Raw genomic sequence first — 12,416 nt, 5'->3', positions numbered from 1 at the left:
GCCCCGGCCATGCCTTCTCTTCGTTCTGCGTGGGCCGGTGCGCCGGCCATCGGGTCGCCGAGGCAATCGGTGCCGATGCTGACGGTGGCTGCCGCGCTGGCGGTGATCGTGGCCGCGGGCGGCTGGCTGTCGCACACGCGCCGCCCGCCCGACGTCGATGCTGCGCAGCTCGAAGCGTGGCGCGCGATGGTCGTGCAGGCAATGGCGCCCGAGGCGCTGCAGCGGTTGCGTCAACAGGCACGCAGCGGCTCGGTGCCGGCGCAATCGGCGTTGGGCGAAGCACTCCTCAACGCGCACGACGGCACCCTGCGCAACGAAGGCATGCGCTGGCTCGAGGCTGCCGCGCCGAGCGACATGCGCGCGCAACTGTCGCTCGGCAAGGCGCTGTTGCTCGGCACGGGCGGCGTGGCGCGCGACTATCCGCGTGCGCTGCAGTTACTGCGCCAGTCCGCGGACAAAGGCGATGCGGCGGCCGCGTATTACCTGGGCCTGATGCACCGCAGTGGTTACGGCACGCCCGTCGACCCCGCACAGGCCGCGCGCTGGTTCGATCGCGCGGCGCACCAGGGCGTTCCATCGGCCATGTTCATGCTGGCCAATGCGTATCGCGAAGGCGAGGGCGTGCCGCGTGACGAAGCGCGCGCCCTGGCGCTGTACCAGGAGGCGGCCGAACACGAATTGCCCGAAGCGGTGCAGGCGCTGGCAATGGCCTACCAGAACGGCGAGCTCGGCCTCAAACGGGACGACGCTGCTTACCACCAGCAGTGGATCGAAACGGCGCATGCGCTGAAGCATCCGGCGCTCGCGCCGTAAGCGCTACCGTCCTCCGCCTTCCTGTTCCTCCCGGCTCGACACGATCCTCGCTGGCATGGCGATGGATCGTGTTCGTCCTATTACGACGTGTTTGCACGACGCTGGACAGCCGGTGGTAACGCAGCGCCACGTCTGCATCTCAGGAGGCTGCAGAATGAGACGATTCCTAATCACAGAGTTTGACGCATGTGTTTTTATGTTGCCCCGATGATAACCAGGGAGCAAAAACATGCGCGTATGGTGCGCAAGACTCGCAGCGGGTCTGCTGTGCATTGGGGCAAAGAGTGCCTTTGCCTACAGCTGCGAAACGGTGACCAGCGACACACTGCTTCAACCCAAGGCCATGGCAGTCCAGCGCGATTTGCCTGTGGGTTCCGTCATTGCTGAAGTTGTGTCGGACGTCAAAAGCACCTTCAGATGCACGAATAGCGAGCCCCGATTGAGCTTTCAGGAGACCGGCGTCAAAGCCTTTGGCACCTACGTGGGCGACTTCGATGGTAAGCGCGTCTACAGCACCAATATTGAAGGCATTGGCTACGCCGTTGCCGGAACGCCAACCAGTCAGTGTGTCGGTAAGACTTACTGGGTCGACGGAATTGAAACAACCAACGTCGACCACAACGTCTATTGCAAAGTGAACGGCATGTTCGGCGTTCAGCCGATGACAGCCAAAGCGACCATCCGCTTTTACAAGACGGCCGCGACAACGGGTACGGGCACCATTACAGCCAGGCAGGTGGGTTCTTTCATTTTGAAGAACAATCTAAGTACGTGGTTCCAACCTGAAGCGAAGATTAGCATCAGCGCGTTTGACGTCAGCTCGGTGTCTTGCACGCTGGGCAGCACCGCGATCAACGTGAAGATGGGCGACGTGCCGGTTGGCGCATTCAAGGGTGTGGGTACCTGGCCCGACAGCGCCCGGACGAAGGCGTTCGACATTCCGCTCACGTGTTCCCAGGGTGCCAGCATCAACCTGAAGCTCGATGGCACGGTGTATGACGCGACGAAGGGCATGTTGAAACTGGACGAAGCTACGAACCCAGCAAAGGGCGTCGCCATTCAATTGCTGTATGACGACCAGCCCGTCGAGCTGGCGAAAAGCTTCAAATGGCAGACCGCCAGTGAAGACGGCACGTACGCCATTCCGCTCAAGGCCCGCTACGTACAGACGGACAGCAGCATCACGCCCGGCGCTGCCAACGGCAGTGCGACTTTTACGCTCACGTATCAGTAAAGCCGCTTCGCCGCGTACGTGAAAGCGCGCGGTATCAGATTAGTCCTAGCAAAAACCGACAGTGGGTGTGTTCAGATGACGCTTTTCAAAAAAACTGGAGGTATCTGGACATGCGTGCGATGTACGTCGGGTTTGCGACGGGGCTCATGTTGATCGCGACACAGGAGGCATTTGCTTACATCTGCTATACAGAGAATAACGGCATCACGGTTCAACCGAACGACTTGACCATTCCGCGTGATCTGCCCGTGGGCTCGGTCATTGCCGAGGTGGCAACGGGGGTGGTGTCGACCTTCAGGTGCAAGAACACGGAGCCCCGGATCCTTACGCAGCAGGTCGGCATCAGGGCGGTTGGGACACACGTTGCAGACTTCGATGGCAAGCGCATCTACAAGACGAACGTTGAGGGAATCGGTTATGCGGTTGGCATAAAGTCAGCACCGGATAGCGGATGGGGACCATGCGCCAACATAACGCACTGGATTGACGGATCCAACCCGGAGACCCCGAACCAGTACATTTACTGCACAGCGAACGGAGGACCGTTCAGCGCGCTTCCAAGACAAGGCCAAGCGCTGATCCGCTTCTACAAGACAGCCGAAAGCACCGGCGCTGGGTCGGTGCCGATAATGCAGGCGGGTGGTTTCATCCTGCGAAACCAAGACTTCTGGCCATATGAGTTCCCCATCTATATCGGCACATTCAAGGTCGGTGCCATGTCATGCACGGTGAAGAACACGTTGATTCCGGTGAAACTCGGCGATGTGCCCGTCAGTGAGTTCAAAGGGCCGGGGACTTCGCCGCCCTCGAGGACGCAGGCCTTCAGCATTCCGCTGAACTGCGCAAAAGGTACAAGCATCAACGTGCAACTGGACGGGGCGGCACATGACGCCACGCAGGGCATGCTGAAGGTCAACGAGGGTTCAACGGCAGCCACCGGCGTGGCCATCCAGTTGCTCTACGACGACAAGCCGGTCCAGCTCGCCAAGCGGTTCCTGTGGCAGGTCACCGATGCAGAGGGCAACTACTCGATTCCCCTGAAGGCGCGCTACGTGCAGATCGCTGGCAGCGTTAGGGCGGGCGTCGCCAACGGCAGTGCGACGTTCACGCTGACATACCGGTAGTTCGCACTTGCGGTCTCGATAAAGCCTGCCACCCCCTGCTCGCGCCGCCGTTCCAGGCGGCGGCGCGTCCCTTCGCAACGCTCTCCCGCTCACAGCCGGTCACCCCGATGTACCGGAGGTGACACTTCACGTGAAGCGGAGTGCTCCGCTTCCTTTGCGTCGGCCAGAATGAGACGATTCCTAATCACGGCGTTTGACGCATGTGTTTTTATGTTGCCCGACGATAACAACGGAGCACGACATGCGCGTATGGACTGCGAGCCTCGCGGCAGGCCTGACGTTGATAGCCGCAAAAGGGGCGTGCGCTTACACCTGCCAGACGGTGACGAGCGACATCATCATTCAACCCAAGGCCCTGGCTGTCCAGCGCGACTTGCCGGTGGGGTCGCTGATTAGCGAGGTGGTGTCTGATGTGGTGACCACCTTCCATTGTTCCAATGAGGCGCCAGCTTTGAAGTTTCAGCAAGCAGGCATCAAGGGATACGGTGAGTACGCAGGCAACTTCAATGGGAAACGCGTGTGGAAGACCAACATCGAAGGCATTGGCTATGCCGTTGGAATCACGCCGATGAACGGGTGCGCTACAGGTGCAACGTTCTATGTAACGGGGGGTAATCCAGACAACATCGACCAGAACCTGTACTGCTCAAACAACGGCATTCTCCCATCGCAGCCTATGAAGGCCAAAGCCGTGATCAAGTTCTTCAAGACAGCACGCAACACCGGTGTGGGCTCGGTTGATGCGAAGCAGGTGGGTTCCTTCATCCTGGAAAACAACCGCAGTACGTGGGTCTCCCCGGAACCCAAGATCAGTATTGCTTCGTTTAGCGTGAGCACGCTGTCTTGCACGCTGGGTAGCACCGCGATCAATGTGAAGATGGGCGACGTGCCGGTTGGCGCATTCAAGGGTGTGGGTACCTGGCCCGACAGCGCCCGGACGAAGGCGTTCGACATTCCGCTCACCTGTTCCAAGGGTGCCAGCATCAACCTGAAGCTCGACGGCACAGCGTATGACGCGAAGAACGGCATGTTGAAGCTGGAAGAAGGTAGCGACACAGCGAAGGGCGTCGCCATTCAATTGCTGTATGACGACCAGCCCGTCGAGCTGGCGAAAAGCTTCAAGTGGCAGACGGCCAGCGAAGACGGCACGTACGCCATTCCGCTCAAGGCCCGCTACGTACAGACGGACAGCAGCATCACGCCCGGCGCTGCGAATGGCAGTGCGACCTTTACGCTCACGTATCAGTAAAGCCCCTTCGCGTGGTGCATTGGAACGCGCGCTATCAGATTCGTCCTAGCTAAAAGCTACAGTCGGTGTGTTCAGATGCCTCTTTTCAGAAAAGAGGAGGTATCTGGACATGCGTGCGACGTACGTCGGGTTTGCGACGGGGCTCATGTTGATCCCGGCACAGGGAGCATTTGCTTACACCTGCGAGACCGTGACGAGCAGCACCACGGTTCAACCGAAAGACTTGACCATTCAGCGTGATCTGCCCGTGGGCTCGGTCATTGCCGAGGTGGCATCGGATCTGGTGAGCACCTTCAAGTGCTCCAATACGGAGCCCAGGCTGCCTTGGCAGGAGGTCGGCATCAAGGCGTACGGGACATACGTTGCAGACTTCGATGGCAAGCGCATCTACAAGACGAACGTTGAAGGCATCGGTTATGCGGTTGGCATAACGGCAGGGTCGGATGACAAATGGGAGAAATGCGCTAACTTGACGCGCTGGGTTAACGGATCCGAGACAGATAATCCGAACCACTACATGTACTGCTCAGTGAACGGAATGTTCAGCGCGCTCCCACGACAAGGCAAAGCGCTGATCCGCTTCTACAAGACGGCCCAAAGCATCAGCGCTGGGTGGGTTTCGGGAAGACAGGTGGGTTCTTTCATCCTGCGAAACAACAAGACCTTGTGGCACACACCTGAGTCCACCATCAATATCGGCTCATTCAAGGTCGATGTCATGTCATGCACGGTGAGCAACACGTTGATTCCGGTGAAACTCGGCGACGTGCCCATCAGTGCGTTCAAAGGCCCGGGCACTTCGCCGCCTTCGAGGACGAAGGCCTTCAGCATTCCGCTGAACTGCGCAAAAGGCACAAGCATCAACCTGCAACTGGACGGGGCGGCACATGACGCCGCGCAGGGCATGCTGAAACTGGACGCTGGCTCGACCAGTGCCACGGGGGTGGCCATCCAGCTGCTCTACGACGACAAACCGATCGAACTGGCCAAACGCTTCAAATGGCAGGTGGCTGATGCGGATGGGGATTATGCGATTCCGCTGAAGGCGCGCTACGTGCAAACCGCCAACAGCGTTACGACGGGCATCGCCAACGGCAGCGCGACCTTCACGCTCACGTATCAGTAACGCGGCCTGGCCGCTCAATAGAGCCCACGGGTCTGGGCATGCAGTCGCACCAGGCCCAGCAACGCATCAATCTGCGGCGTCGGCACGCCGACGTGCTGACCGATCTCCCGCACCGATGCCACCAGTGCATCGATCTCCAGCGGGCCGCGCCCGGCTTCCGCATCCTGCAGCATCGACGTCTTGAACGCGCCAAGCTGCCGCGTGACGGCGCTGCGTTCTTCACCGCTCTGTTCGATCGGGCAGCCGATGCGCGCGCCGATCGCTTTCGCTTCTTCCATGATGGCGAGGCAAAACGCGCTGACCTGCGGGTCGTCGAGAATGCGGTCACACGTCGCGCCGGTCAGCACCGACACCGGGTTCATCGTCATGTTGCCCCACAGCTTGAACCAGATGTCGCGCTGGATGGCTTCGCTGCGTTCGATCTGCAAACCGGCGCGTTCAAGCAGCGCCCCGATTGCATCGAGGCGCGGTGAGGTGCCGCCCGCAGGTTCGCCGATGATCAATCGCTTGCCGAACCCGTGGCGCACGTGGCCAGGCGCAGCGGTCGAGCAGGTCAGATGCACCACGCAGCCGAGCACGCTCTTCGTTGGAATGGCCTGCGCGATGCGGCCGTGCGGATCCACCGATTGCAGGCGCAGACCTTCCAGCGGGCCAGGTCGATCAAAGAACCACCACGGCACGCCGTTCATCGCCACCACCACGGAAGTCTCCGGGCCGATGAGCGGGCCGATGGTTTGCGCCACGCTTTCCATGGCCGGCGCCTTCACGGCCACGACCACGACATCCTGCACACCGAGCGCATGCGCATCGTCACTCGCGTGCACCGGCACAGATCGCGTGTTGCCGTCTTCGGTCAGTCGCAGCCCTTCGGCCTGCAGTGCTTGAAGCGTCGCGCCCCGTGCCAACACGTTGACGGGTTGATCAGCCAGCGCGAGCTTCGCGCCAAGATAGCCGCCGACCGCGCCGGCGCCCACGATGCAAATGCGTGTCATGTGATCAGGTTCGGTAGGAAGGGTCGATGCGGTCGATGGTGCGGGTGAGCGCGGCAAACACATCTTCGCCAGCGCCAAAATTCGGGTTGAACTGCAACGAATCGCGCGTGCAGTTGCGCGCAATCGCTTCGGGAATCTCCAGCACTGGGCCCATCGACGTGGAAGCCAGCTGGATCTCGCACGCGCGGTTGAGCAGCCACAACACCGCAAAGGCCCGCGCAATCGAATCGCCCCAGGCCAGCAACCCGTGGTTGCGCAGAATGACGGCAGGCTTGTCGCCGATGTTCTTGACCAGGCGCGGCCCTTCATCGGCATGCACGGTAATGCCTTCAAAGTCGTGATACGCGACCTTGCCGTGCAGCTGCGCCGCATAGAAATTGCTGATCGACAGACCATCGCGCGCGCAGGCCACGGCCATGCCGGCGGTCGTGTGGGTGTGCATCACGCAATGCGCGCCCGGAATACCGGCGTGAATGGCGGCATGCACGGTAAAACCGGCGGGGTTGACGGGCCAGTCCGGCTGACCCGGCGCGCGCTGCGCATTGCCCTGCAGGTCGATCTTCACGAGGTTCGACGCGCAAACCTCAGCATAGGTCAGGCCGAACGGGTTGATGAGGAAATGCGGGCCGCCATCGTCGGCGCGGCCATCTTCGGGTGACAGGCGCAGCGTGATGTGGTTGTAGATCAGCTCGGTCCAGCCGAGCTGCGCAAAGATGCGGTAGCACGCCGCCAGCTTCACGCGCGCGGCCCATTCATGTGGGCTGCACCAGTCCGGACGATGGGCCTGGATGCTCGATCCGGCGTCGGGTGAAAGCGAAAGCACCGTCATGACCTGTCTCCTGATCGCAGGGGCCATGCGCCGGTCGGGTTGCCGGCGCTTAAGTGATTCACATGTTAATGAATTTGCGCCGGGCGTCAAACAACGTTACATCTGCCGTCTGCTAGGGCAACTGGTTGCGCAGGATCACCAACCACTGCATGACCGAATTCGTGTACGGATCGAGCTGGTTGGCGTCATTCAACTCGGTGATGCTCATCGACGCGGATTGCTGCACGTTGCCGCCAATCGATTTCACTTCATGGCGCACCGGGTCCACCTCAACGACGAGGTCGCAGTGCATGGGCGTTCTGCCGGCCTGGATCTCGGCCGGGTCCGTCATGAAGCGATCGGCGCCGCGTGCGGTGCAGATGAGGTCGCCCGGGCGCGGCACGGCCGGCGTGCGTTCGAGCACGAAGGCGGGATGCTTGAGCAGGTGGTCGCGCGCATCGGTCACGTATTCCGCATGCGTGGCGCCCGTCAGGAATTGGTCGTTCTGCAGGCCGGCCTTGCGCATGATCCACGAGATGAACACCGCAGACCACGCCCAGCCGCCTGTCGTGAGCTGCTGGCACGTCGGCGTCTTGCCGACGATGGCCCAGTAGCGCTTGGCCAGCACGCAGCCGCGCGCGGTGGCTTCACCGCCCGTGCCGTCGGGATAGCGCAGGCAAGGGGCAGGAGCAGGAGCAGCGGGCGTCGCAACCGCTTTGGGCAGCGGCATGTCGGCACCACCTTCTTCGTCCACCGGGGCAGGGGTGGGGTCGTCAGCCGTCAGCCAGCGGCCCTGGGGCTGATCGGGAAAGCCGCCGCCGGTCACGCAATACGTATCGTCACGACCCACCCGCACGACCTGACGGCCCCACCGGTCCCATTCGGTGAGGGCGATCTCGATCATCTTCTCGCGCGGCGTGGCGCCCGGCCGCGTCTGCACGACTTCGTTGTCGGGCAGCGGTTCGGCCTGCGGACGCGCGGGCGGCGTGGTGCAGCCGGCGAACCAAAGGACCGGTGCGATCAGGACGATCGGCAGGGCAATACGCAAAACGAGCGAATTGCGCAGAAGAGGGCGGGGCATGAAAGAGGAGGGAAGGGATGGCCTGACGGGGAGGCAGGCCTTCCGACGTGGTACGCCAATGCTGCGGTCGATTCACGCATGCAATGGCATGCCACGTCGTGGGCGCAGCAGACAGGGCTGGCTACGCCAGGATCGTCATTGCGTCAGGCGTTGACGGCGTCCTTGAACTTCTGGCCAGCCTTGAACTTGACGGTCTTGGCAGCTTCGACCTTGATTTCTTCGCCGGTGCGCGGATTGCGGGCCATGCGCTCGGCACGTTCACCTTGGCTGAAGGTACCAAAGCCGATGAGGCTGACCGCATCGCCCTTGCCAACGGATTCCATGATGGCCTGCAGGGTCACGTTCAGTGCCTGCTCGGCCTTGGCCTTGGTCAGACCGTCTACGCCGCTGGCGATGGCGTCGATCAGTTCGGTTTTCGTCATTGCTTGACTCCCTTCAAGAGTAGATAACACACACATCAGAGCCTCCGGGGGGCGGCTCCAAGGGCGACATGATACCGGCATGCGATTGGCGCCGGCACGTGAGCTTTGTAACGACGTATCGCGAGCGGGTTCCGTAAACCCGCATCGGGCTTGCATTGCGAGGCGGTCCCATCACATCGGCAGGCTGTTGAAGGCATCGGCTTGTGCCTGATGTGTTCGCTCGTCGATAGGATCGACGCAAGTCGATCGATGGGTTTACCTTTTTCTTTATGTATACAGATAGTAGTAGTAAATAAAGCCGCGCCCTTTCTGTGGATAACTCGGAAAATCGCTTCCGGTTCAAGCACTTGTTGAAAGCAAAACCGCTGGTACAGCGTGTGCCCCGGCGTGGATGGATCGCTGGTTTGCATCCACGCTCCATCGGCAGCTGCGTCACTTGTGCCCACACCATCGACAGGGCAGCCACAGACAGCCAACAGGCTTTGCCGGTAGTTATCCACAGCCGCAGGCCCGGTTATCCACATCGAGCGGCGACACAGGGCGGCGGCACGTGTCGGGTTGCCATGCTTTTGGTGTAGGCTCTCGGCTTCGTTGATCGACGTTTCCGTTCTTCCCCGCACCTCCATGACACGCACGTCTGCTGATGCCATGCCGGCTCCGGCTGAGTCTCCGTCCGCGCCGCAAGCCCCGGCCAAACTGCGCCGCCGCGACCGCATCGAGGTGCGCCAATCGGGCGTGCACGGGCGCGGCGTCTATGCCGTGGCGCCCATCGCCAAGGGCAAGAAGATCATCGAATACAAGGGCGAGCACATCTCGTGGAAAGAGGCGCTGCGCCGCCATCCGCATGACCCGTCCGACCCGAACCACACGTTCTACTTCAGCCTCGAAGACGGCAGCGTGATCGACGCCAAGTACGGCGGCAACCGCGCACGCTGGATCAACCACGCGTGCAAGCCGAACTGCGAGGCGCGCGAGAAGGACGGCCGCGTGTTCATTCATGCGCTGCGCGACATCGAACCCGGCGAGGAGCTGTTCTACGACTACGGCCTCGTCATCGAAGGCCGCCAGACCAAGGCGCTGAAGGAACAGTTCGCCTGCCGCTGCGGCGCCAAGAACTGCCGCGGCACGATGCTGGCGCCGCCCGAGAAGAAGAAAAAGAAGAAGTGAGCCGCGCCTAGCCCGGTTCGCCGGCCAGCGGCACGCGCAGCACGATGCGCATCACGCGGGAGCCGTCGCGGGCTGCGGCGTCTTCAATGGCAACATGGCCGCCGTGCAGGCGCACGATGTCGTGCACGATGGCCAGGCCCAGGCCGCTGCCGTGTGGCTGCCCGGGGCGGTGATCCGCGTCGCCACGGAAGAAGCGCTGGAACACCTCGCCGCGCCGCTCCGGCGGAATGCCCGGCCCGTTGTCTTCCACGCTGACCACACCCCACCAGCGCGAGGACGCATCCGCTTCCATGCCCGCGCGCAAGGTGATGCGCCCGCCGGTCGGCACGTACTTGATAGCGTTGTCGATGAGGTTGTTGATCGCTTCGCGCAGCAGCACCGCGTTGGCCAGCACGGGGGCCTGCAATGAACCTGGCGACGTGGCTTCCTCTGGCCAGGCCTCGAAGCCCAGGTCGAGCCCGCGCGCAAGCGCGCGCGGCACCCACTCGGCACCGGCATCGAACGCAAGCGATACGAGATCCACGCGCACCGGCGGCCCCAGTTGCTCGAGCGTCATGCCGGGCTCGGCCCGTGCCAGCGTCAGCAGCTGGTTCGACAGCCGGATGGCCCGGTTGGCACCCGATTGCAGTTCGAGCAGGGCAGGGCGCGCGTCTTCCAGCGTCGTGGCCTGCACGGCGTGATCGGCGTGCAGCTTCAACGCGGTGAGCGGCGTGCGCAACTGATGGGCCGCATCGGCGATGAAGGTGCGCTGCGCTTCGAGTGCATCGCGCAGGCGCGCCAGCAAGGCATTCATGGCGTTGATGAGCGGCTGCAGCTCGGCCGGCACGCGCTCCGCCGATTCGGCGGGAAGGGGCCTGACGGACTGCGCGCTTTGCCGGTTGAGCGTATCGGCCAGCGTCTGCAGCGGCTGCAGTTCTTCCTTGAGCACGAGCGAGAGGATCAGCCCGCCCACGGCCAGCAGCACGATCAGCGGAATCGATACCGATAGCAGCACTTCCTTGGCCGCCGCATCACGGTGGTCCAGCAGTTCGGCCACTTCCACGACGATGCTGTTGTCGGGCTGCATCGCATCGGGCGGCTTGGACGGATTGAACGCGGGCGCCGTCTGGGCCTGCGTGGGCGCCAGCGCGGGCCGCGTGACGTCGTCTTCCGGATCGGGCGGCGCCGGCTGGCGCGGCGAAACCGGCTTTGGCACATCGGCGGTCACACCCGGCACGGGCAGGCGCACGGCGCGCACTTGCTTGCCGTCGATCCAGCTGTAGAACACGCGCGCCTCGCCAATGCGCACCTGTCCCGAGCCGTAGCCGAGCGCCGTGTCGCGCCCGATCAGCGTGCCGGCGGGGCCGGCAATGCGCCAGAAGATGCGGTCTTCTCCGCTGTTCTGCACCAGCGTCTGCGCGGTAAGGGCGATGTCGTACAGCCTGGCCGGCGGCACGTGCGGCCCGGCCAGGCGCATTTGCTCGGCCAGCGTATTGGCCACGCCCACCAGCGCCCGATCGAATACCTGCGCGGTGTAATGCGCCGCCAGCCAGTACGAGAGCGCACCCGTGCCGACCACGAGGCCGAACAGCGGCGTCGCCAGCGCCCGCAGCAGATGCAGCCGGAGGCTGAGTGCGCCGTGGGCGGGCGCAGGCGCGGCAGGCCGGTGGCGTTTGAACATGATGCGGCGCTACGCCGGAGCGCGTGCCTGCAGCAGATAGCCAAAACCGCGCACGGTGACGATCTCGGCTTCGGAGTGTTCGATCTTGCGGCGCACGCGATGCACATAGACTTCGATGGCCGTATCGCCCACTACATCGTGGCTCGCCTCGCCGATGGCGTGACCAAAGCTGGCCAGATGCTCCTGCAGCTGCACCTTGCTGACCACGCGGCCCTGACGCAGCATCAGCAGTTCCAGCACGGCAAACTCTCGCGGCGACAGCTCCAGCGGCGCCGCATCGACAAAGATGCGCCGCTCCACGCCGCTCAGGCGCAGTCGCCCGACCAGGATGTCCGGCCGCGCCGCGGGCTCGGAAGGATCGCCGCGGCGGCGCAGCAGCGCACCGACACGCGCCACGAGCTCGGGCATTTCGAAGGGCTTGAGGAGGTAATCGTCGGCGCCGGCATTCAGGCCGTTGACCTTATCGGAAAGGCCGTCGCGGGCGGTGAGGATCAGCACCGGCGTGGCGCGGTCGCGCGCGCGGAACTGCGACAACAGCGTCATGCCGTCGATGCCCGGCAAGCCGAGATCCAGGATCACCAGGTCGTGCGTCTGCCGGGCCAGCTGCTCGGCGGCGAAGACACCGTCATGCACGGCATGCACGCGGTGTCCGGCCTGCGTCAGTCCGGCATGGATGCCGCTGGCAATGGCGCGGTCGTCTTCAATCAGCAGGATGCGCATGGGGCGGTCCGCAAAGCGCG

General features: G+C 63.0%; 12 protein-coding genes. 6 read left to right on the top strand and 6 right to left on the bottom strand.

Annotated elements, in window-relative coordinates; all coding sequences use genetic code 11:
- The first annotated feature begins 9 nt into the window (after positions 1–9).
- From TK49_RS02655 to TK49_RS02635, 5 genes are all read left to right on the top strand, one after another.
- Entirely contained in the window at positions 10–813 is an 804-nt protein-coding gene (locus TK49_RS02655; protein ID WP_045785324.1) for a tetratricopeptide repeat protein, read from the top strand.
- Between the two features lie 310 nt (positions 814–1,123).
- Entirely contained in the window at positions 1,124–2,047 is a 924-nt protein-coding gene (locus TK49_RS02650; RefSeq protein ID WP_157773976.1) for a fimbrial protein, read from the top strand.
- Between the two features lie 110 nt (positions 2,048–2,157).
- A complete protein-coding gene (locus tag TK49_RS02645; protein ID WP_052698584.1) occupies positions 2,158–3,171 on the top strand; it encodes a fimbrial protein in 1,014 nt (337 codons plus the stop codon).
- Positions 3,172–3,412: 241 nt separating this feature from the next.
- A complete protein-coding gene (locus TK49_RS02640) occupies positions 3,413–4,420 on the top strand; it encodes a fimbrial protein (protein WP_082062828.1) in 1,008 nt (335 codons plus the stop codon).
- Between the two features lie 109 nt (positions 4,421–4,529).
- Complete coding sequence (locus tag TK49_RS02635; protein ID WP_052698582.1) at positions 4,530–5,546, top strand: fimbrial protein; 1,017 nt, start codon at positions 4,530–4,532, stop codon at positions 5,544–5,546.
- 14 nt (positions 5,547–5,560) lie between these two features.
- Here TK49_RS02635 and TK49_RS02630 read toward each other — a convergent pair whose 3' ends face one another.
- The 4 genes from TK49_RS02630 to TK49_RS02615 form a co-directional block, all read right to left on the bottom strand.
- The gene (locus TK49_RS02630; protein ID WP_045785321.1) at positions 5,561–6,538 is read right to left on the bottom strand and encodes a 2-dehydropantoate 2-reductase; all 978 of its coding nucleotides are present in this window, start codon (positions 6,536–6,538) and stop codon (positions 5,561–5,563) included.
- A 4-nt stretch (positions 6,539–6,542) separates the two neighbouring features.
- Complete coding sequence (locus TK49_RS02625; protein ID WP_045785320.1) at positions 6,543–7,367, bottom strand: class II aldolase/adducin family protein; 825 nt, start codon at positions 7,365–7,367, stop codon at positions 6,543–6,545.
- A gap of 112 nt (positions 7,368–7,479) precedes the next feature.
- Complete coding sequence (locus tag TK49_RS02620; RefSeq protein WP_045785319.1) at positions 7,480–8,427, bottom strand: DUF2272 domain-containing protein; 948 nt, start codon at positions 8,425–8,427, stop codon at positions 7,480–7,482.
- Between the two features lie 143 nt (positions 8,428–8,570).
- Positions 8,571–8,849: an HU family DNA-binding protein gene (locus TK49_RS02615; protein WP_004628548.1), complete on the bottom strand. Its 279-nt coding sequence runs from the start codon at positions 8,847–8,849 to the stop codon at positions 8,571–8,573.
- Between the two features lie 624 nt (positions 8,850–9,473).
- On the opposite strand from TK49_RS02615, the gene TK49_RS02610 reads away from it, so the two are divergent.
- Positions 9,474–10,016 (top strand): SET domain-containing protein, encoded by a 543-nt coding sequence (locus tag TK49_RS02610; protein ID WP_082062829.1) that lies wholly within the window; start codon positions 9,474–9,476, stop codon positions 10,014–10,016.
- Positions 10,017–10,023: 7 nt separating this feature from the next.
- Here TK49_RS02610 and TK49_RS02605 read toward each other — a convergent pair whose 3' ends face one another.
- Positions 10,024–11,676, bottom strand: a complete 1,653-nt coding sequence (locus TK49_RS02605) for a sensor histidine kinase (protein ID WP_045785318.1) — start codon at positions 11,674–11,676, stop codon at positions 10,024–10,026.
- A 9-nt stretch (positions 11,677–11,685) separates the two neighbouring features.
- The gene (locus TK49_RS02600; protein WP_045785317.1) at positions 11,686–12,396 is read right to left on the bottom strand and encodes a response regulator transcription factor; all 711 of its coding nucleotides are present in this window, start codon (positions 12,394–12,396) and stop codon (positions 11,686–11,688) included.
- Between the last annotated feature and the right edge of the window lie 20 nt (positions 12,397–12,416).

Origin of the sequence: Ralstonia mannitolilytica (assembly GCF_000954135.1) — a bacterium.
GTDB lineage: Bacteria > Pseudomonadota > Gammaproteobacteria > Burkholderiales > Burkholderiaceae > Ralstonia > Ralstonia mannitolilytica.
The sequence above is the reverse complement of the archived record's forward strand: the minus strand, read 5'-3'. Positions and strand labels throughout refer to the sequence as shown.